19 protein-coding genes are annotated in these 19,680 nt (G+C 69.3%); 14 read left to right on the plus strand and 5 right to left on the minus strand.

Annotated elements, in window-relative coordinates:
* Positions 1-5 precede the first annotated feature (5 nt).
* From secY to truA, 10 genes are all read left to right on the plus strand, one after another.
* Positions 6-1,319: a preprotein translocase subunit SecY gene (secY, locus tag ACZ404_RS21535; protein ID WP_468442193.1), complete on the plus strand. Its 1,314-nt coding sequence runs from the start codon at positions 6-8 to the stop codon at positions 1,317-1,319.
* Complete coding sequence (locus ACZ404_RS21540; protein WP_468442195.1) at positions 1,319-1,984, plus strand: adenylate kinase; 666 nt, start codon at positions 1,319-1,321, stop codon at positions 1,982-1,984. Before secY ends, ACZ404_RS21540 begins: the two co-directional genes overlap by 1 nt.
* Before the next feature lie 101 nt (positions 1,985-2,085).
* Positions 2,086-2,922 (plus strand): type I methionyl aminopeptidase, encoded by an 837-nt coding sequence (gene map / locus ACZ404_RS21545; RefSeq protein WP_468442197.1) that lies wholly within the window; start codon positions 2,086-2,088, stop codon positions 2,920-2,922.
* 337 nt (positions 2,923-3,259) lie between these two features.
* Positions 3,260-3,481, plus strand: a complete 222-nt coding sequence (gene infA / locus ACZ404_RS21550; protein ID WP_003948620.1) for a translation initiation factor IF-1 — start codon at positions 3,260-3,262, stop codon at positions 3,479-3,481.
* Positions 3,482-3,546: 65 nt separating this feature from the next.
* Complete coding sequence (rpmJ, locus tag ACZ404_RS21555) at positions 3,547-3,660, plus strand: 50S ribosomal protein L36 (RefSeq protein ID WP_003998809.1); 114 nt, start codon at positions 3,547-3,549, stop codon at positions 3,658-3,660.
* Between the two features lie 192 nt (positions 3,661-3,852).
* Entirely contained in the window at positions 3,853-4,233 is a 381-nt protein-coding gene (gene rpsM / locus ACZ404_RS21560) for a 30S ribosomal protein S13 (protein ID WP_361119960.1), read from the plus strand.
* A 65-nt stretch (positions 4,234-4,298) separates the two neighbouring features.
* Positions 4,299-4,703 (plus strand): 30S ribosomal protein S11, encoded by a 405-nt coding sequence (gene rpsK / locus ACZ404_RS21565; RefSeq protein WP_003956432.1) that lies wholly within the window; start codon positions 4,299-4,301, stop codon positions 4,701-4,703.
* Positions 4,704-4,955: 252 nt separating this feature from the next.
* Complete coding sequence (locus tag ACZ404_RS21570) at positions 4,956-5,978, plus strand: DNA-directed RNA polymerase subunit alpha (RefSeq protein WP_003966937.1); 1,023 nt, start codon at positions 4,956-4,958, stop codon at positions 5,976-5,978.
* 96 nt (positions 5,979-6,074) lie between these two features.
* Complete coding sequence (gene rplQ, locus ACZ404_RS21575) at positions 6,075-6,587, plus strand: 50S ribosomal protein L17 (protein ID WP_468442200.1); 513 nt, start codon at positions 6,075-6,077, stop codon at positions 6,585-6,587.
* Between the two features lie 91 nt (positions 6,588-6,678).
* On the plus strand, positions 6,679-7,533 hold the full coding sequence (gene truA, locus ACZ404_RS21580; protein WP_468442202.1) for a tRNA pseudouridine(38-40) synthase TruA: 855 nt from the start codon (positions 6,679-6,681) through the stop codon (positions 7,531-7,533).
* Between the two features lie 6 nt (positions 7,534-7,539).
* Here the strand turns inward: truA and ACZ404_RS21585 are convergent, their stop codons facing one another.
* A complete protein-coding gene (locus ACZ404_RS21585) occupies positions 7,540-8,418 on the minus strand; it encodes a hypothetical protein (protein ID WP_468442204.1) in 879 nt (292 codons plus the stop codon).
* A gap of 266 nt (positions 8,419-8,684) precedes the next feature.
* On the opposite strand from ACZ404_RS21585, the gene rplM reads away from it, so the two are divergent.
* The 4 genes from rplM to ACZ404_RS21605 all read left to right on the plus strand — a co-directional run bounded on the left by rplM (position 8,685) and on the right by ACZ404_RS21605 (position 11,877).
* A complete protein-coding gene (gene rplM, locus ACZ404_RS21590; protein ID WP_014674395.1) occupies positions 8,685-9,128 on the plus strand; it encodes a 50S ribosomal protein L13 in 444 nt (147 codons plus the stop codon).
* Between the two features lie 42 nt (positions 9,129-9,170).
* On the plus strand, positions 9,171-9,683 hold the full coding sequence (rpsI, locus tag ACZ404_RS21595) for a 30S ribosomal protein S9 (protein ID WP_020941689.1): 513 nt from the start codon (positions 9,171-9,173) through the stop codon (positions 9,681-9,683).
* Between the two features lie 165 nt (positions 9,684-9,848).
* The gene (gene glmM, locus ACZ404_RS21600) at positions 9,849-11,207 is read left to right on the plus strand and encodes a phosphoglucosamine mutase (protein WP_468442206.1); all 1,359 of its coding nucleotides are present in this window, start codon (positions 9,849-9,851) and stop codon (positions 11,205-11,207) included.
* Positions 11,208-11,331: 124 nt separating this feature from the next.
* Complete coding sequence (locus tag ACZ404_RS21605; RefSeq protein ID WP_468442208.1) at positions 11,332-11,877, plus strand: hypothetical protein; 546 nt, start codon at positions 11,332-11,334, stop codon at positions 11,875-11,877.
* Here ACZ404_RS21605 and ACZ404_RS21610 read toward each other — a convergent pair.
* The 4 genes from ACZ404_RS21610 to ACZ404_RS21625 all read right to left on the minus strand — a co-directional run bounded on the left by ACZ404_RS21610 (position 11,874) and on the right by ACZ404_RS21625 (position 19,629).
* Positions 11,874-12,821 (minus strand): DUF389 domain-containing protein, encoded by a 948-nt coding sequence (locus ACZ404_RS21610; protein ID WP_468442210.1) that lies wholly within the window; start codon positions 12,819-12,821, stop codon positions 11,874-11,876. The genes ACZ404_RS21605 and ACZ404_RS21610 overlap by 4 nt on opposite strands.
* A gap of 39 nt (positions 12,822-12,860) precedes the next feature.
* A complete protein-coding gene (gene coaA / locus ACZ404_RS21615) occupies positions 12,861-13,829 on the minus strand; it encodes a type I pantothenate kinase (RefSeq protein ID WP_468442212.1) in 969 nt (322 codons plus the stop codon).
* A 171-nt stretch (positions 13,830-14,000) separates the two neighbouring features.
* On the minus strand, positions 14,001-14,705 hold the full coding sequence (locus ACZ404_RS21620; protein WP_468442214.1) for a hypothetical protein: 705 nt from the start codon (positions 14,703-14,705) through the stop codon (positions 14,001-14,003).
* A 4-nt stretch (positions 14,706-14,709) separates the two neighbouring features.
* Entirely contained in the window at positions 14,710-19,629 is a 4,920-nt protein-coding gene (locus ACZ404_RS21625) for an RICIN domain-containing protein (RefSeq protein WP_468442216.1), read from the minus strand.
* Between the last annotated feature and the right edge of the window lie 51 nt (positions 19,630-19,680).

Raw genomic sequence — 19,680 nt, forward strand, 5'->3', positions numbered from 1 at the left:
GCACCGTGCTCACCGCGTTCGCCCGGGCGTTCAGGACGCCCGACCTGCGCAAGAAGCTGCTCTTCACGCTGGCCATCATCGTGGTCTACCGGGTCGGTACCCACGTCCCGATCCCCGGCGTCAACTACAAGGCCGTCCAGCAGTGCGTGACCGAGGCGTCCGGCAACCAGGGCCTGTTCGGTCTCGTGAACATGTTCAGCGGTGGCGCGCTGCTGCAGATCACGGTCTTCGCGCTCGGCATCATGCCGTACATCACGGCCAGCATCATTCTCCAGCTGCTGACCGTGGTCATCCCGCGTCTGGAGGCCCTGAAGAAGGAGGGCCAGGCGGGCACGACGAAGATCACGCAGTACACGCGTTATCTGACCGTGGCGCTCGCCATCCTGCAGGGCACCGGCCTGGTGGCCACCGCCCGCAGCGGCGCCCTCTTCAACGGCTGCTCGCAGGCCGCGAACATCGTCCCGGACCAGGCGATCTTCACCACCATCACCATGGTCATCTGCATGACCGCCGGTACGGCCGTCGTCATGTGGCTCGGTGAGCTGATCACCGACCGCGGCATCGGCAACGGCATGTCGATCCTGATGTTCATCTCGATCGCCGCGACCTTCCCGTCCGCCGTCTGGGCCATCAAGAAGCAGGGCACCCTGGCCGGCGGCTGGATCGAGTTCGGCACCGTCATCCTGGTCGGCCTGGTCATGGTGGCGCTCGTCGTCTTCGTCGAGCAGGCCCAGCGCCGCATCCCGGTGCAGTACGCGAAGCGCATGATCGGCCGGCGCTCCTACGGCGGTACGTCCACGTACATCCCGCTCAAGGTGAACCAGGCCGGTGTGATTCCCGTCATCTTCGCCTCCTCGCTGCTCTACATTCCGGCACTGGTGGCGCAGTTCGCGGGCGGCAACTCGGGCTGGAAGCAGTGGGTCACCCAGAATCTGACCAAGGGTGATCACCCGATTTACATCGTTTCGTACTTCTTGCTCATCGTTTTCTTCGCGTTCTTCTACGTGGCGATCTCCTTCAACCCCGAGGAAGTCGCCGACAACATGAAGAAGTATGGTGGCTTCATCCCGGGCATCCGGGCTGGCCGACCGACCGCTGAGTACCTCAGCTACGTGCTCAACCGGATCACCTGGCCGGGTTCGCTGTACCTGGGTCTGATCGCTCTCGTGCCGACAATGGCGTTGGTGGGCTTCAACGCGAACCAGAACTTCCCGTTCGGCGGGACGAGCATCCTCATCATCGTGGGTGTGGGTCTGGAGACGGTGAAGCAGATCGAGAGCCAGCTCCAGCAGCGCAATTACGAAGGGTTCCTCCGCTGATGCGTATCGTCCTCGTCGGGCCGCCTGGTGCCGGTAAGGGAACGCAAGCCGTCCGGCTCGCAGAGAAGCTGGCCGTCCCGCACATCTCCACGGGTGACCTGTTCCGGGCCAACATCAGCCGGCAGACCGAGCTGGGCAAGCTCGCGAAGTCGTACATGGACGCCGGCAACCTCGTGCCCGACGAGGTCACCATCGCGATGGCCAAGGACCGCATGGAGCAGCCGGACGCCGAGAAGGGCTTCCTGCTGGACGGCTTCCCGCGCAACGTGTCGCAGGCGGGGGCGCTGGACGAGCTGCTGGAGACCGAGGGCATCAAGCTGGACGCCGTCCTGGACCTGGAGGTCCCGGAGGAAGAGGTCGTCAAGCGGATCGCCGGCCGGCGCATCTGCCGCAACGACTCCTCCCACGTCTTCCACGTGACGTACAGCCCGCCGAAGCAGGAGGGCGTGTGCGACGTGTGCGGCGGAGAGCTGTACCAGCGCGACGACGACTCCGAGGAGACCGTCCGCAAGCGGCTGGAGGTCTACCACACGCAGACCGAGCCGATCATCGACTACTACAAGGCGCAGGGCCTGGTCGTGACGATCTCCTCCCTGGGCCCGGTGGACGAGATCACGCAGCGGGCGCTGGAGGCCCTCAAGCGGGAGAAGGCCGAACACCAGTAGAGCGCGGTCCTTCCGGCCGCGGTGCCCTCCCCGGGGCGCCGCGGCCGTACTGTTGAGTACGTACCCGACCCGACCCGAGTGACGGAGAGCGCAGGCCCCCCATGGTGCAGATCAAGAGCCCCGAGCAGATCGCGAAGATGCGTGCGGCGGGGCTGGTGGTCGCCGCGATCCACGCGGCCACCCGGGAGGCGGCGGTCCCCGGCGCCAGCACCAAGGACCTGGACGAGGTCGCCCGCAAGGTCCTCGCCGAGCACGGCGCCAAGTCGAACTTTCTCGGCTACGGCGGCTTCCCCGCCACCATCTGCACCTCCGTGAACGACGTCGTCGTCCACGGCATCCCCTCCGACGACGTCGTCCTCAAGGACGGCGACATCATCTCCATCGACTGCGGCGCGATCGTCGACGGCTGGCACGGCGACGCGGCCTACACCGCCTTCGTGGGCTCCGGTCACGCCCCGGAGCTGATCGAGCTCTCCCGGGTGACCGAGGAGTCGATGTGGGCCGGCATCGCGGCCATGAAGCAGGGCAACCGCCTGGTCGACGTCTCCCGCGCCATCGAGACGTACATCCGCCGCCAGCCGAAGCCGGGCGGCGGCAAGTACGGGATCATCGAGGACTACGGCGGCCACGGCATCGGCACCGAGATGCACATGGACCCGCACCTGCTGAACTACGTCGACCGCCGCCGCGGCAAGGGCCCGAAGCTGGTCCCCGGCTTCTGCCTCGCGATCGAGCCGATGGTCTCGCTCGGCACCCCGCGCACCGAGGTCCTCTCGGACGACTGGACGGTCATCACCACCGACGGCACCTGGTCCTCCCACTGGGAGCACTCGGTCGCCCTCACCGAACAGGGTCCCCTGGTCCTGACGGCGCCGGACGGCGGCAGGGCGAAGTTGGCGGAGCACGGCATCACGGCGGCGCCCGACCCCCTGGGCTGACGGACGGCCCGCGCCCACGGCCGCCGGTCGGAGGCCGGCGCAGCCGCTCGAAGCCTGTGAGGCGCCCGGGGCGCCGAGCCCGCGAGAGCTGCGTCGAGGAGTGGGCCGGCGGCAGGGCGAAGTCGGCGGAGCACGGCATCACGGCGGCGCCCGACCAGCTGGGCGGCGCACGGCCCGCGCATGACGATCACCCCTGCGGGGCAGACTCCCTCGATTCGTGTTTCCGGGTGCGCTGACGTAGACTGACTCGTCGGCTCTCGTGCACCCGCATGTCCGCATGCGCCCCGCAAGGGGAAGCTCGAGAGTCGATCAAGGTAGTCGATTCGAAGGGCGAAGCGTGGCCAAGAAGCAAGGTGCCATCGAGATCGAGGGCACTGTCGTCGAGTCTCTGCCGAACGCCATGTTCAAGGTCGAGCTCCAGAACGGCCACCAGGTCCTGGCACACATCAGCGGCAAGATGCGCATGCACTACATCCGCATCCTCCCTGACGACCGGGTCGTGGTGGAGCTGTCTCCGTACGACCTGACGCGTGGCCGGATCGTCTACCGGTACAAGTAGATCTTGCCCACGTCCCGTGTTCACGCGCGGGGCCGCCGGCAACTGACCCGGAGAACCTCAATCCCATGAAGGTCAAGCCGAGCGTCAAGAAGATCTGCGACAAGTGCAGGGTGATCCGCCGTCACGGTCGGGTCATGGTCATCTGCGAGAACCCGCGCCACAAGCAGCGCCAGGGCTGACGCACGACCGATCCCTCTGCATCCATCGCAGGGATTCGCGCGACGCAAGCTGAATGTTCATACGCAGAACCCGGGCGGACGAGCGTCCGCCTGACACCCCCGGTTCGGAGGCCGGGGACCCGGTCCGTACCTGATACGGCGGCCGGGAACCGGTTCTGCGGCAGACCTCCGAAGATCACCAGGAGCCATTGAATGGCACGCGTTTCCGGTGTTGACATCCCGCGCGACAAGCGCGTGGAAGTCGCCCTCACCTACGTGTTCGGCATCGGCCGGACCCTCTCCCAGCAGACGCTGGCCGAGACCGGCATCGACCCGAACACCCGCGTCCGCGACCTGACCGAAGAGCAGCTGGTCGCGATCCGCGAGTACGTCGACAACAACATCAAGACCGAGGGTGACCTCCGTCGCGAGATCCAGGCCGACATCCGCCGCAAGGTCGAGATCGGCTGCTACCAGGGTCTGCGTCACCGCCGCGGTCTGCCCGTCCGCGGCCAGCGCACCAGCACCAACGCCCGCACCCGCAAGGGCCCGCGTCGCGCCATCGCCGGCAAGAAGAAGCCGGGCAAGAAGTAGTCCGCAGCGGACACCTGTCCACGGTCTTCGCTGTAGGACCGACCACCTCCCGTAGGAGTTAAAGGATGCCCCCCAAGGGTCGTCAGGGCGCTGCCAAGAAGGTGCGCCGCAAGGAAAAGAAGAACGTCGCTCACGGCCACGCGCACATCAAGAGCACGTTCAACAACACGATCGTCTCCATCACGGACCCGTCCGGCAACGTGATCTCCTGGGCCTCCGCCGGCCACGTCGGCTTCAAGGGCTCGCGGAAGTCCACGCCGTTCGCCGCGCAGATGGCCGCCGAGTCGGCTGCCCGCCGCGCCCAGGAGCACGGCATGCGCAAGGTCGACGTGTTCGTGAAGGGCCCGGGTTCCGGTCGTGAGACCGCGATCCGCTCCCTGCAGGCCACGGGCCTCGAGGTCGGCTCCATCCAGGACGTCACCCCGACCCCGCACAACGGCTGCCGCCCGCCGAAGCGCCGCCGCGTCTGACGCAGGGGCTCACGGCGGCTCGGCTTCCGGCTGGGGGTGTGGGGGTCATCCCCCACATGTCGCAGTACGGCTGCCGCCCGCCGAAGCGCCGCCGCGTCTGACGCGCGGTCGCCTCAACGGCTGTGGTACCGGGCGGTACGGCTCTCCAGGGCCGTATCGCCCGTACCCTTGCAGTACCCGCGCTTTTCATGGGCGCGGTTTCCGTCGGACGTCAAATAGCGGGCGTCCACGAATGAAGGATCTGATCCACACATGCTGATCGCTCAGCGTCCCTCGTTGACCGAAGAGGTCGTCGACGAGTTCCGCTCCCGGTTCGTGATCGAGCCGCTGGAGCCGGGCTTCGGCTACACCCTCGGCAACTCGCTCCGCCGCACCCTCCTGTCGTCGATCCCCGGTGCCGCTGTCACCAGCATCCGCATCGACGGCGTCCTGCACGAGTTCACCACCGTGCCGGGCGTCAAGGAGGACGTCACCGACCTGATCCTCAACATCAAGCAGCTGGTCGTCTCCTCGGAGCACGACGAGCCGGTCGTGATGTACCTGCGCAAGCAGGGCCCGGGTCTGGTCACCGCCGCCGACATCGCGCCCCCGGCCGGTGTCGAGGTGCACAACCCCGACCTGGTCCTCGCCACGCTCAACGGCAAGGGCAAGCTGGAGATGGAGCTGACGGTCGAGCGCGGCCGCGGTTACGTCTCCGCCGTGCAGAACAAGCAGGTGGGCCAGGAGATCGGCCGTATCCCGGTCGACTCCATCTACAGCCCGGTGCTGAAGGTCACGTACAAGGTCGAGGCCACCCGTGTCGAGCAGCGCACCGACTTCGACAAGCTGATCGTCGACGTCGAGACCAAGCAGGCGATGCGTCCGCGTGACGCCATGGCCTCCGCCGGCAAGACCCTGGTCGAGCTGTTCGGTCTCGCCCGCGAGCTGAACATCGACGCCGAGGGCATCGACATGGGCCCGTCCCCGACGGACGCCGCCCTTGCCGCCGACCTGGCGCTGCCGATCGAGGAGCTGGAGCTCACCGTCCGCTCCTACAACTGCCTCAAGCGCGAGGGCATCCACTCCGTGGGTGAGCTCGTGGCGCGCTCCGAGGCCGACCTCCTGGACATCCGCAACTTCGGTGCGAAGTCCATCGACGAGGTCAAGGCGAAGCTGGCCGGCATGGGCCTGGCCCTGAAGGACAGCCCGCCCGGATTCGACCCCACGGCCGCTGCCGACGCCTTCGGCGCCGACGACGACGCGGACGCGGGTTTCGTGGAGACCGAGCAGTACTGATCAGTACTTGATCGGTTGTTGCCGGTGAGCATCCGCTCATCGGGTTCCTGACCCCGGTACCTGATACGGCCGGGGCAGACACACAGGAGAAGAACCATGCCGAAGCCCACCAAGGGTGCCCGTCTGGGCGGCAGCGCCGCGCACGAGAAGCTGCTCCTCGCCAACCTGGCGAAGAGCCTCTTCGAGCACGGCCGCATCACCACCACCGAGGCGAAGGCCCGCCGCCTGCGCCCGTACGCCGAGCGTCTGATCACCAAGGCGAAGAAGGGCGACCTTCACAACCGCCGTCAGGTGCTCCAGGTCATCACGGACAAGGGCGTCGTCCACACGCTCTTCACCGAGATCGGCCCGCGGTACGAGAACCGTCCCGGTGGCTACACCCGCATCACCAAGATCGGTAACCGCCGTGGCGACAACGCGCCCATGGCCGTCATCGAGCTGGTCGAGGCGCTGACGGTGCAGCAGAAGGCCGTGGGTGAGGCCGAGGCCGCCACCAAGCGCGCGGTCAAGGAGGCCGACGAGGCCAAGGCCGAGGAGACCAAGGTCGAGGAGACCGAGGCCGCCGAGGCTCCCGCCGAGGAGGCTGCCGAGGAGTCCAAGGACGCCTGAGGCCCTGCCTGACGCGGGAAGCGGGTTCGCCCTTCGGGGCGGGCCCGCTTTCGCGTTTCTTCGATCAGCAGCGCCCTGAGAGGATTCCCCCGTGAGTGATGAAGTACAGCCCGGGTACGTCCGTGTCCGCCTCGACGTCTCCTACGACGGCACCGACTTCCACGGCTGGGCCAAGCAGGCCGGCGGGAAGCGGACCGTGCAGGGCGAGATCGAGGACGCCCTGCGCACGGTGACGCGGTCACGGGAGACGTACGAGCTGACCGTCGCCGGACGGACCGACGCCGGGGTGCACGCGCGCGGGCAGGTGGCCCACGTCGACCTGCCCGAGGGAGTCTGGCGCGAACACAACCAGAAGCTGCTCAAGCGCCTCGCGGGGCGGTTGCCGAAGGATGTGCGGGTGTGGGCCCTCAGGCCGGCGCCGAGCGGGTTCAACGCCCGTTTCTCCGCCGTCTGGCGCCGGTACGCCTACCGGGTCACCGACAACCCCGGCGGTGTCGACCCGATCCTGCGCAACCACGTCCTGTGGCACGACTGGCCGCTCGACGTCGACGCCATGAACGAGGCGGCGCGGCACCTGCTCGGCGAGCACGACTTCGCCGCCTACTGCAAGAAGCGCGAGGGGGCGACGACGATCCGGACCCTGCAGGAGCTGAGCCTGGCGCGGGGCGACGACGGGATCATCACGGCCACCGTCCGCGCCGACGCGTTCTGCCACAACATGGTGCGCTCGCTGATCGGCGCGCTGCTGTTCGTCGGGGACGGGCACCGGGACCCTCAGTGGCCCGGGAAGGTGCTGGCCGCCGGGGTGCGCGACTCGGCCGTGCATGTCGTACGACCGCACGGGCTGACCCTGGAGGAGGTCGGCTACCCCGCCGACGAGCTGCTGGCCGCGCGCACCAAGGAGGCGCGGAACAAGCGCTCGCTTCCGCCGGCGGGGTGCTGCTGAGCGGACCTACTGCTCGGCGGCCGCCGAGGCCTGGGCCTGGCCGCGGCGGTAGATCTGGTCGAAGGTGAACTTCTGCAGGTCGTTGCCGACGGCGAAGACCTTCGTGTCCTTCTTCGTGACGTTCTTGCCGTCGGTGAAGCCGACGATCGTGAAGTAGCCGTAGCGGCCGACGGCGTTGCGGGTCGAGAAGCAGATCGCGCCGTCGCAGAACGGCTTGACGCCCTTGCCGGACAGGGAGCGCACGATGCTCTTGTCGTCGGTCTGGGACTTGGCCTTCGTCGCCTGGGCCTGGGTGTCGAAGAGGGCGACGCCGACGGTGACCGCGATCCCGCCCTTGGTGTAGGTGGCGCGCATCAGGCGGGTGCAGCCGTTGGCGGTGAGGACCTTGGGCAGGGTGGCGTCGGCGGCGGAGGCGCAGTTCGTGGTGTCGGCCGTGGCGCCCTTCTTGTACACCGTGCCGTTCATGGTCAGCTGGGTGCCCGGGAAGAGGGTCTCCGGGCTCAGCGGCGCGGTGTCCTTCTTCACGCTGGCTATGAAGTCCCTGGGGTCCAGCGGCGGCGGCGCGCTGGTGGGCGCGAAGGACGGCGCGGTGGCCGAGCCGCTGGGCAGGGCCCCGCTGGCGGGCAGGTTGGTGGGCTTGTTCGAGGCGTGGTTGTCGCTGTTCGCGGACACGACGGCCATCGCGACGGCGGTGCCGACCGCGACCGTGGCGACCACGCCCCCACCGACGAACAGCAGCTTGCGGCGCTTGTTCCGCGTCTCCGAGGCCTCGGCCAGCGCGGCCCAGTCCGGTGACCCGTCGCTGCCGCCGCTGCTCCAGGGCTGCTGGGAACTCGGTTTCCAGGGATCCCACTGAGACTGGGGTCCCCCCTGCCCGTAACTCATGGGGCGCATCTTAGACGGGGGGCGGGGGGTGCTGGAGTGCGAGCGGCGGCATGCCTCGTTTTGACCGGTCCGGGGGCGCCCGGGTAACCTGCTTCTTCGTTGTGTATTGGCTTGCTCATTCTCACGGGACGGGCCCTTACACCGGTCCACCGGGCCGATGACCAGCGACCAGCACGCGGTTTGCGTCACCGCGGTGCGGTCAAGGCTGTCGTGATCGTTTCGGTGACCTGTTCAGGACCATTCACTCGAAGCGAAGGCTACGAACCGTGCGTACGTACAGCCCCAAGCCCGGCGATGTGACGCGCCAGTGGCACGTCATCGACGCTCAGGACGTTGTCCTGGGCCGTCTCGCCACCACCGCTGCCACTCTTCTGCGGGGCAAGCACAAGCCGATCTACGCGCCGCACGTCGACGCTGGTGACTTCGTCATCATCATCAACGCCGACAAGGTGCACCTCTCCGGCAACAAGCGGACCCAGAAGATGGCGTACCGCCACTCCGGCTACCCGGGCGGTCTGCGCTCCGTCCGCTACGACGAGCTGCTGGACAAGAACCCGGAGAAGGCCATCGAGAAGGCCGTCAAGGGCATGCTCCCCAAGAACTCCCTGGGCCGTCAGATGCTCTCGAAGCTGAAGGTCTACAAGGGTGACCAGCACCCGCACGCTGCCCAGCAGCCGGTGCCGTTCGAGATCACCCAGGTCGCGCAGTAAGTCCGGCCACCCCCTAAGACTGAAGAGAATCTGAGGAGAATCGTGGCCGAGACCACTGCCGAGCAGCCGCTCGAAGAGCTTGACATCGACAGCTACACCACGGAGTCGGACGTCCCCGTCGAGGGCGAGTACACCTCCGAGTCCCTGGCCTCCCGCTTCGGCGAGCCCCAGCCGGCCGCCGGCCTGGGTCGCCGCAAGAACGCCATCGCCCGCGTCCGGATCGTCCCGGGCACCGGCAAGTGGAAGATCAACGGTCGCACCCTCGAGGACTACTTCCCGAACAAGGTGCACCAGCAGGAAGTCAACGAGCCCTTCAAGGTGCTCGAGCTCGAGGGCCGTTACGACGTCATCGCCCGCATCGCCGGTGGCGGTGTCTCCGGTCAGGCCGGTGCGCTCCGTCTCGGTGTCGCCCGCGCGCTGAACGAGGCCGACGTGGACAACAACCGCGGCCCGCTGAAGAAGGCCGGCTTCCTCAAGCGCGACGACCGCGCGGTCGAGCGCAAGAAGGCCGGTCTGAAGAAGGCCCGCAAGGCCCCGCAGTACAGCAAGCGCTAATCAGCAGCTGCCTGCACGTACTCCGAACGCCCCGGCGGCACGCCACTGTGCCACCGGGGCGTTCGTTTATCACAGGACTTGGGCGTATAACGGCACAAGGTGCTCAGAGGCTGGTGTGATGGGATGCCCGGCCGCGCACGAACTGATGCTTCCTCAGGAGGACAAGTGGGACGACTCTTCGGCACGGACGGCGTGCGCGGTGTCGCCAACGCGGACCTGACCGCCGAGATGGCGCTCGGCCTGTCCGTCGCGGCGGCGCACGTGCTGGCCGAGGCGGGCACGTTCGCGGGCCACCGGCCGAAGGCCGTGGTCGGGCGGGACCCGCGCGCGTCCGGGGAGTTCCTGGAGGCCGCCGTCGTGGCGGGTCTGGCGAGCGCGGGCGTGGACGTGCTGCGGGTCGGCGTGCTGCCGACGCCCGCGGTGGCGTTCCTGACCGGCTCGCTCGGCGCGGACCTCGGTGTGATGCTCTCCGCGAGCCACAACGCCATGCCGGACAACGGCGTCAAGTTCTTCGCCCGCGGCGGCCACAAACTCGCCGACGAGCTCGAGGACCGCATCGAGGCCGTCTACGAGTCCCACCGCCACGGCGAGCCCTGGGAGCGGCCCACCGGTGCCGGGGTCGGCCGGGTGCGGTCCTACGACGAGGGCTTCGAGGACTACGTCGGCCATCTCCTCGGCGCGCTGCCGAACCGGCTGGACGGGCTGACGGTCGTCCTCGACGAGGCGCACGGCGCGGCCTCGGGTGTCTCTCCCGAAACGTTCCGGCGGGCCGGTGCCCAGGTCGTCACGATCGGCGCCGAACCCGACGGTCTCAACATCAACGACGGCTGCGGCTCCACGCACCTGGACAAGCTGAAGGCCGCCGTCGTCGAGCACGGCGCCGACTTCGGCATCGCGCACGACGGCGACGCCGACCGCTGCCTGGCCGTGGACCACACCGGCGAGGAGGTCGACGGCGACCAGATCCTCTCCGTGCTCGCGCTGGCCCTGCGGGAGCGGTCCGTGCTGCGCGCCGACACCGTCGTCGCCACGGTGATGTCCAACCTGGGCTTCAAGCTGGCCATGGAGCGGGCCGGGATCCGGCTCGTGCAGACCGCGGTCGGCGACCGGTACGTGCTGGAGGAGATGAAGGAGCACGGCTACGCCCTGGGCGGCGAGCAGTCCGGGCACGTCATCATCCTCGACCACGCGACCACCGGCGACGGCACGCTGACCGGCCTGCTGCTGGCGGCCCGGGTCGCCGAGACCGGCCGTACGCTGCGCGAGCTGGCGTCCGTCATGGAGCGGCTGCCGCAGGTCCTGATCAACGTGCCGGACGTGGACAAGTCCCGGGTCGGCACGTCGGCCGACCTCGCCGCCGCCGTCACCGAGGCGGAGCGGGAGCTGGGGCAGACCGGCCGGGTGCTGCTGCGTCCCTCCGGGACCGAGCCGCTGGTACGGGTGATGGTCGAGGCGGCGGACATCGAGCAGGCGCGGTCCGTGGCCGGACGCCTGGCCGACGCGGTGAAGTCGGCGCTGGGCTAGGTCCTCTCCGGCTGCTGAGGCCCGCGCGTCACCCGAACGAATGCGACAGAGAGCGCACGACCGACAGCTGACTGTTCACTTTGGTCGAGGGGGTTCCCGCCTCGACGGAAGAGAGAACCACAGCATGAAGATCGTGAGCATGATGAAGCGGGCGGCCGGTCCGGCCCTGGTCGCGGGTCTCGTCGCCGCCTCGACCGCCACGCCGGCCGCCGCTGCCGCCGCGCAGACGCCGGGCTCCACCGCGTTCCGCATCTTCGGCGGCCTCGTCGGGCTGCAGGCGCGGGCCGGGGTGGCGAACACGGTGACGGCGACGGTTTCCGGTACCCATCTGATCCTCAGCGACACCACGGGCATCGCGGTCGGCCCGGGCTGCACCCGGGTCTCCGCCACCAGCGCCGACTGCGGCCCTGTCGCCACGGCGACCCGGCTGGCCGTGGCGCTGGGCGACGGCAACGACTCCTTCGACGGCTCCACGGTCCCGGTCAACACCACCGTCGACGCCGGCACGGGCACCGACAAGGTGAGGACCAACGGCGGCAACGACGTGATCGGGGTGGAGGACAGCGCCGGCGGTGACACGGTGGACTGCGGCGGTCAGCTGCCCGGCGGTGTCGACACGGTGTTCGCCGACCCCGGCGACACCGTCACCGGCTGCGAGAGGGTGTTCTAGAGGCCGTCGGCCGTGGCCGTACGCTCGCGCTGTCTGGCCCACAGCCACTTCTGGGCCAGCAGCGTCAGGGTCCCGGCCAGGACGATGCCCAGCAGGTTCAGCAGGAGTTGGTTCGTCGAGCCGACGGTCTGGGCGGTGTCGCCGTAGGCCAGCGCCACGGCCGCGTTGGCGGCGGCAGGGACCGTCGTCACGGAGATCGCCACGCCCACCAGCGCGCCCGACTTCGCCGAGGTGAGCGACAGGGTGCCGGCGATGCCGGCCAGGACCGCCACGACGAACGAGAACGCGTCCGGGGCGTACACGAAGGCGGTGTTGGGCCGCTTGCCCTCCAGGGCGGACCGGTGGAACAGGCCGATGGCGTCCATGAACAGGGTGAAGCCGACGGTCACCGCCATCGCCAGCGCGAAGCCGACGAGCAGCGCGGTCAGCGAGCGCAGGGCGAGGCGCGGGTGCCGTCGCACCAGGGCCGTGCAGAAGCCGGCCAGCGGGCCGAACTCCGGGCCCACCGCCATCGCGCCCACGATGAGGACGGCGTTGTCCAGCACCACACCGCAGGCCGCGATCATCGTCGCCAGCGTGATGAAGGCGACGTAGGTGACGGAGAGCGTGGACTCCTCGTGCGTGGCGTCCGTCAGGCCCTCCCACAGCACCGCGTCCGCGCCCTCGCCCGGCGCCTCCTCCTCCGCCTTGTCGGCGCGCCGGGACAGCGAGAGGTCGATGTTCTCGACGGCGATCGCACCGGTCTCGTCGAGCCCCAGCCGCCGCAGCCCGGCGATGAGTTCGTCGGCCGCCTCGCGGGCCACGTCGCACATCACCACGTCACCTACGGGATTGCGGGCGGTCCCCGGCAGCACCACGAGGTGGGTGGTGCCGACGGTCTTCTCGATCAGACGGACCACCTCCTCCGTCCGGTCGGCGGGGGTGATCAGGCGCAGATGCAGCATGACGTCTTTTCTAACAGCGGGCGCTTTCCCGCGGGGAGCCTAGAGCTTGCGCAGCCTCAGTCGCTGCACCTTGTGGTCGGGTCCCTTGCGCAGGATGAGGGTGGCGCGGCCGCGGGTGGGGGCGATGTTCTCGACGAGGTTCGGCTTGTTGATCGTGCGCCAGAGCGTGCGCGCGTAGTCGACGGCCTCCTCCTCGGAGACCTGCGTGTACTTCCGGAAGTAGGAGTTCGGGTTCTGGAAGGCCGTCTGGCGCAGCTTCTTGAAGCGGTTGAGGTACCAGCGCTCGATGTCCTCGGCGGAGGCGTCGACGTACACGCTGAAGTCGAAGTAGTCCGCCAGACCGACCCGGGTACGGCCGTCCTTGCCGGGCAGGGCGGGCTGCAGGACGTTGAGCCCCTCGACGATGAGGATGTCGGGCCGCCGGACGGTGAGCCGCTCGTCGGGGACGATGTCGTAGATGAGGTGGGAGTAGACCGGCGCCGTCACCTCGCCCTTGCCGGCCTTGATGTCGGCGACGAACCGGGTCAGCGCCCGGCGGTCGTACGACTCCGGGAACCCCTTGCGCGACATCAGCCCCCGGGCCTGGAGCTCCTTCGTCGGCAGCAGGAAGCCGTCGGTGGTGACCAGCTCGACGCGCGGGTGCTCGGGCCAGCGGGACAGGAGGGCCTGCAGAAGCCGGGAGACGGTGGACTTGCCGCAGGCCACGGAGCCGGCGACGCCTATGACGAACGGGGTGCCGGACTGCGAGCCCTGCTCACCGAGGAAGGTGTTCAGCGCCCCGCGCAGGCCGTCCGTGGCGCCGACGTAGAGGTTGAGCAGGCGGGAGAGCGGGAGGTAGATGTCCCGTACCTCGTCGAGGTCGATGACGTCGCCGAGACCGCGCAGCTTCTCGACCTCCTCGGCGGTCAGCGGCAGCGGCGTCTTGTCCCGCAGCGCGCTCCACTCGGCACGGGTGAGATCGACGTAGGGAGTCGCCTCCGGCCTGGGCCGGTGGGCGCTCCTGGGCATCGAGGAGACCGGTTGGATCACAGTCCATTGTTAACGGAGTTTGAAGGGGGTGGCGGGTGGGGTGCGTCACCTTCGCCGGCCGTCGCGGTGAGGGCACGAGAAAGGCCCCGCCGGTCCGCGGCCTTTCGGCTCGGCTTCGGCGGGGCCCGTGCCCCGTGGGACTGGCAGGCTCTATCCGACGTTGAGGTTGTCGTCCACCAGGAACTCCGGGTAGCCGAAGCGCTCACCGAGGGCGGTGAAGGCTTCGCAGCGGTCCTCCTCGACGGCCACGAAGTACTCCTTCATGGCCCGCAGAAACAGACGGAACCCCAGATCCGCGCAGGCCTCGGTGACGACCCGTTCCAGCGCGGGGACCAGACCGGGCAGCGAGCCGTCGGTGGCGGCCCGCTCCAGGCCGTCGGCGACGGCGCCGATCTGCTCCAGGACAGCCCTGCGCAGCTCCGCGTCCGTCACCGGGTGCGGCGCGGGCGGGACGAACGCGGTGTCGACCTCACGGATGCTCGCGATCCACGTCTGCTCGATCAGCGCCAGCCACTGCCTCCCGGTCAGGCCGTGAGCCGCTGGGTCGAAATACCCCTTCGTGGCTCCCAGCCATACGGTGCGGACCACCTCGTCCGGCAGCGCGGAGGCCAGGAGCCTCCGTGCGTCCTCGCCGATCTGCAGGGCGATCGCGCGGTGCACCGTGCCGACAGCTCCCTGGACCAGGCCCAGCTGTGCATCCAGAGGACTCGGGGGCACGAACCGGGTGTAGTCCTTTTCGGACAGCCACGACGGGTGTGCCGACTTCGACGCGAGCCAACTGAGCCCGACGTCGAGGATGAACGCGTCGTCGCCGGTGGGCCCGGCCGGTTCGCCCTGTGCTGTCATCACGGTCATCTTCTCACTCCGGGTAGGACGTGTAGACGACGTACCTGCTGGGCTTGTGCTTGCCCGCGTACTTGAGGTAGACGGCGACCGTGTTTCCGGTGCGCTCACCTTGCACGCCGTCCTTGACCCAGACGCGGCCGAGGGACCCCTTGTCCCGCAGCTGCCATTTGAAGTCGAGCAGGTCGTGGCGAGGATCGAACCCCGGGTTGTGGGACTGCTCCTTGAGCCACTTGTCCAGCCGCTTCACGTTGCTCGGCTTCTTGATCCAGGCGTTGAACGCCGCCTGGACACTCTCAACAGCCGTCGCCTCGTCGTTCCACCTGCTGGCCCTGCCCTTCTTCTCGGCGTCGGCCGCCATCTTGGCGTCGTCGGGCTCCACATGATCTCTGAGGGTGTGGGCCTCCTCGACGCCCTCGTCCGCCACCAGGTTCAGGCAGTTGTGGACGAGCACGTCCAGGGAGTGTCCACCCTGCGGGCGGACGTAGAAGGTGTGCGGACCGTCGACGGTCAGGTCGTAGACCGAACGCGGGGCCAGCCCGGGCTGGTCACGCAGAGCAGTCACGGACTGCAGGGATCCGTCCGCGGTACGGAGCCGGTCGCCCACGCGCAGGTCCGACACGTGCACCCAGCCGTCCCCTGCCACGTACACCCGGTGTCCGGTCGTGCTCGTCAGAGTGCCGCCGCCGGCCAGCGAGACGTCGACCAGGTGCTCCGTGCGGTGCCGGAAGGTGTCGGTGACCGGCTCGGGCCGTGCCTTGCCGGAAGCAGGGTCGGTGGCCTGCACCAGGTCACCGACTCGAACGTCCACGATCGGCTTGCGCGTACCGTCGGCCATCAGTACCCGGGTGTCACCGGGGAAACTGTTCGTCTCACACGCGGTCACGGCCTCTTCGTAGGTCTGGACCTCCCTCTCGAGCGCGGCGACCGTCGCGGCGTCGACGCCCTTGAGGGATTTGAGTGCCGCGAGCGCGTCCCGGACGCCGATGCCGGTGACGAACGCGGCGTCCACGGCGCGCAGTGCTTCCGCGATGGGTCGGATGATCTTGCCGGCGAACAGGCTCGCGACGTCCAGGGATGCCCAGGCGCATCCGCTCCAGCTTCCGCTCTCAAACCCGGAAGAGAACTTCTGCGCGCACTTGATCCAGCTGCCGAAGAGGATGTCGATGGGATCGACGCCGTCCTGCCACTCGGCGATCGTGATGTTGTGCGTGACCTCCTGGGACAGTTCGTCGGTCTTGACCTGGCCGAGATACGTCGTGGCGGCGGTCGGACACATGAGCTTCTGCGGGTCGATGCCCTCGGCGCTGCACAGGTACAGGTCGAGGACGGCCTTGTACTTGATCTTCGTGGTGATCGTGCAGTTGCCTCGGTAGGCGACGTGGTTCCACCAGTGGTCGCAGCCGTCGGTCTTCTTGACGACCTCCGGGTCGCCGGTCTTCTCGATGTGGTCGATGACGTAGAAGACGTTGCCGATCGAGTGGCCGTTCTCGTCGGGAACGGTTCCGTCGTTGATCTGCTTGCCCTTGGCCGCCTTCTCCGCCCGGTCGGCTGCTTCCTGGGCCTCCTTGGCGTACTTGTCGGCGTCCTTGGCGGCCTGTTCGGCCTCGGTGGCGGCTGCGTCGGCGCGGTTGGCGGCGGCGCGGGCGTCCTTGGCGTCCTGTTCGGCCTGGGCGGCGGCGGAGCGGGCCGCTTCGGCGTCGAGTGCGGCGGCGTCGGCGGAGTCGCGGGCGTCCTTGGCGTAGCCCTCGGCGTTGCCGGCTGCCTTGTCGGCGGCTGCCGCGTCGTCGGCGGCCTGCTTGTCGTACTCGATGGTGCGGGCCAGGGAGGACTGCGCCGCAGCGGCGGCCTTCGCGGCGTCCGCCGCGTAGCCGAGGGCCTCCTTGGAGTAGGTACGGGCGTCGGCCGCGTACCGGGCGGCGTTGGCCGCGTGCTGGTAGGCCTCCTTGGCGTCGCCCTTCGCCTGGTCGGCGAGGTTCTGGGCCGCTTGCGCCTCGGCTGCCGCGTTCTTCGCGTGCGCGTCGGCGACCGCCTGCTGCTGGTCCGCGATGGACTTCGAGGCCTGGCCGGTCAGCACGACCAGGCCGGCGGCCGAGTCGGTGTCGACGTACGGCGAGCCCAGCTGGATCGCGTCGTTGGCGGGGTTGGCGACCTGCTTGGCCGCCTCTCCGGCGTCCACGGCCGCCTGGGCGGTGACGTGGGCGAAGCCAGCCGCCTTCGCCGCGGCGGCGAGTGCCTTGCCGGCTTCCTTGTTCGCCGCGTCGGCCTGTGCCTTGGCGTCCTTGGCGTGCTGCTCGGCCTCGTCGGCGAGCTTGACGGCCGTCTTGGCCTCGGCGGCGGCGTCCTGTGAGGCCTTGATGGCGTCGGCGGCGGCGCTGGTGGCGGTCTTGACGGCCGCGTCGGCCTTCAGCTTGTCGGCCTGGGCGGCGTCCGCGTCGGAGCGGGCCCGCTTGGCGGCCGCCTCGGCGCGAGTCGCGGCGGCGTCGGCGTCGGCGGCTGCCTGGGTGGCCGCGTCCGCCTCGGAGCGGGCCTTCTTGGCCGCGGCCTCGGCGTCGTCGGCGTGCTGATCGGCCTCGTTGGCGGCGGCGCGGGCCGCGTCGGCCGCGTCGCCGGCATCGAGCTTGTCCGCGTAGGCGTCCTTGGCGTCGGCCTTCGCGCGGGCCGCGTCCGCCTTCTGCTCGGCGTCCCAGGCGTCGTCACGCATGGCCTTGGCGTGGTCCTTGGCCTTGACCGCGTCGTCGCGCTTGCCCTCGGCGGTCTTCTCGGCGTCCTCGGCCTTGGCCTTGGCGTCCTTGGCCTTCGCCGCCTGGTCCTCGGCGTTCTTCCGATGCTCGGCGGCCTCGGCCTGCTTGGCGGCGGCCGTCTCCTTCTCCGCCTTGGCCGTCTTCTCCTCGGCCTCGGCGGCGAGCCGCTTGGCGTGGGCGTCGGCCGCGGCGGCCTTGGCGTCGCCCTCGGCCTTCAGGGCGTCGGCGAGCTTGGCCTCGGCGGTCTCCTTGTCCTTCTTGGCGTTGTCGCGGTGCACCTTCGCCGCGTCCGCCGCCGCCTTGGCCTGCAGCTCGGCCGTCTTCGCGGCCTCCTTGCGGAACTCGGCCTTGGACTGGGCGGCCTGGGCCAGCGCCCGCTGGGCGATGGTCTCGCTGTCGCCGGCGGAGGCGCGGGTCGCAGCCTCGGCGGTCTCACCCGCCTTCTCCAGCGCCTGCAGCGCGGCCACCGCGCCCTGGGTGACCTGGTCCTTCTGCTGGCCGACCAGCAGACCCCGGCCCCTGGGGGCACCGTTGGTGTCGGCGATGCCGTAGGCGGCCTGAATGGCCGTGTTCGAGGTGGTCGCCGCCTTCTGGGCAGCGGTGAGCTGCGTCTTGAGGGCGGTGAGTTGTGTCTTCGCGGCCGCCTGGGCATTCGTGATGCCCTTCTTGGCCTTGTCGAACTGGGCCTTGTCCGGGTAGTCCAGCTTGTCGTCGCCGGTGTGGCCCTTCGGCACGATCCGCAGCTTCTGCGCGTTGGAGCCGTTGCACGTGTAGAGCTGGGCGTCCTTGCCGTTGTCGAAGGTGGCCAGGTTCAGGCACTTGTTCGTAGCGGCATTGCGCAGCTCGCCGGCGGCCCGGACGTCGAACGTCCACTGCTGCGCTTTGCTGCTGCCGCAGCTCTGGATCTGGATCTTCGTGCCGTTGGCGTTGGTGCCGTTCGCCACCTCCAGGCATTTCTGGGAGTTGACGTTCAGCAGCGTGTAGCCACCGTCGTAGGAGCCCCACAGCTGCCAGCGCTGCGCGGCGCTGCTGTTGCAGGTGTAGATCTGGACCGGGGTGCCGTTGGTCTTCCCGGCGCCCTGGACGTCCAGGCACTTGCCCGTGGCGCCCGGTACCTGGATCTCCAGCGGGGCGTCACCGATCCAGCCGATGCCGCCGGAACTCCAGTAGTCCTGCCAGCGCGTGAGGTGGTCGGCGGTCCAGGACTGGGCGAGCAGTTCGCCCATGGCCGTGGCGCCGGCGGTCAGGGCCTTGGTGGCGTCCTTGTTCGCGTCCAGGATCTGGGTGCGCTGCGTCGCCTGGGAGGCGATCTCCTGCTGCCACTCGGCCGACGCGGCAGCCACCTCCTTGCCCAGCACCCGGTTGGGGTCCACCGGACCACGCCAGGCACATGCCGCGAAGCGGGACTTCAGGTCCTCCACGCCCAGCCGGAACTCGAGACTGCCGGGCTCCGGAGCGCTGCGCGCGAATCCGCCCGAGCTGAGGAAGAGACGGGCGTTGTCGGCGCCCGTGGGTTCCATGGACCAGTTGACCAGGTGATCCCACGCCTGGTGCTCCTCGTAGTCCCGGTTCCAGTCGGTCGAGGTGGCGGCGTCCGGGTCCTTGCCGTACAGGGGCGTGCCGAGTTCCTTGACGGCCTTGACCGTGGCCTCGTCGGCCTTCGGGGTCGGGTCGTCGTAGAAGGTGCCCTCACTCCTCCACCACTGCTCTCCCGACCACTGCGGCAGGCCCGTCCGGTCGAAGAAGTCGCCGCCCTCCTCGGGGGAGGACGGCGGCCACTCGAACCCCGTGACCGTGAACCCACCGGGTGTGGCCAGACCGCTGAGCGGGGCCTTCCAGGCGTCGCGTCGCTTGTTGCGGGCCTCGGAGTCCTTGTCCAGCAGGGCCCGGTCCTGTTCGAACGCCTTGGCCAGCGGGGTGTCGTTCCAGTACTCCCGGTTCGCCGCCGTGTGCAGGGCGTCCGGCGCCTGGTTCAGAGCGTCCCGCGCGATGCCGGACATGGTCGGTCCGCCCAGCCGCGCGACACCCGCCATCAGGCACTGGTCCTGGCGCAGCTGTTCGGCGGCCTTGGCGTCGAAGCCGTCGTAGCTGTCGGCCACGAGCGACGTGTCGTCGTGCCGGTGCAGCGGATCGGGCTGGGCCACCAGGGCGCTGAGCACCGCGATGGCCACGGTCGAGGTGAGCGCGGGCATGAGCTTGCGTGATCTTCGAGTTCCCGGCAGGCGGAACCAGGGTCTGGGGTG

The sequence above is a fragment of the Streptomyces sp. NPDC030798 genome, assembly GCF_055572275.1.

Bases quoted from the DNA above. Each gene is read 5' to 3' on its own strand.
- ACZ404_RS21540 (WP_468442195.1), top strand. From the start codon at position 1,319: ATGCGTATCGTCCTCGTCGGGCCGCCTGGTGCCGGTAAGGGAACGCAA.
- map (WP_468442197.1), top strand. From the start codon at position 2,086: ATGGTGCAGATCAAGAGCCCCGAGCAGATCGCGAAGATGCGTGCGGCG.
- rpmJ (WP_003998809.1), top strand. From the start codon at position 3,547: ATGAAGGTCAAGCCGAGCGTCAAGAAGATCTGCGACAAGTGCAGGGTG.
- rpsM (WP_361119960.1), top strand. From the start codon at position 3,853: ATGGCACGCGTTTCCGGTGTTGACATCCCGCGCGACAAGCGCGTGGAA.
- rpsK (WP_003956432.1), top strand. From the start codon at position 4,299: ATGCCCCCCAAGGGTCGTCAGGGCGCTGCCAAGAAGGTGCGCCGCAAG.
- ACZ404_RS21570 (WP_003966937.1), top strand. From the start codon at position 4,956: ATGCTGATCGCTCAGCGTCCCTCGTTGACCGAAGAGGTCGTCGACGAG.
- rplQ (WP_468442200.1), top strand. From the start codon at position 6,075: ATGCCGAAGCCCACCAAGGGTGCCCGTCTGGGCGGCAGCGCCGCGCAC.
- ACZ404_RS21585 (WP_468442204.1), bottom strand. From the start codon at position 8,418: ATGAGTTACGGGCAGGGGGGACCCCAGTCTCAGTGGGATCCCTGGAAA.
- ACZ404_RS21605 (WP_468442208.1), top strand. From the start codon at position 11,332: ATGAAGATCGTGAGCATGATGAAGCGGGCGGCCGGTCCGGCCCTGGTC.
- ACZ404_RS21610 (WP_468442210.1), bottom strand. From the start codon at position 12,821: ATGCTGCATCTGCGCCTGATCACCCCCGCCGACCGGACGGAGGAGGTG.
- coaA (WP_468442212.1), bottom strand. From the start codon at position 13,829: ATGCCCAGGAGCGCCCACCGGCCCAGGCCGGAGGCGACTCCCTACGTC.
- ACZ404_RS21620 (WP_468442214.1), bottom strand. From the start codon at position 14,705: ATGACCGTGATGACAGCACAGGGCGAACCGGCCGGGCCCACCGGCGAC.
- ACZ404_RS21625 (WP_468442216.1), bottom strand. From the start codon at position 19,629: ATGCCCGCGCTCACCTCGACCGTGGCCATCGCGGTGCTCAGCGCCCTG.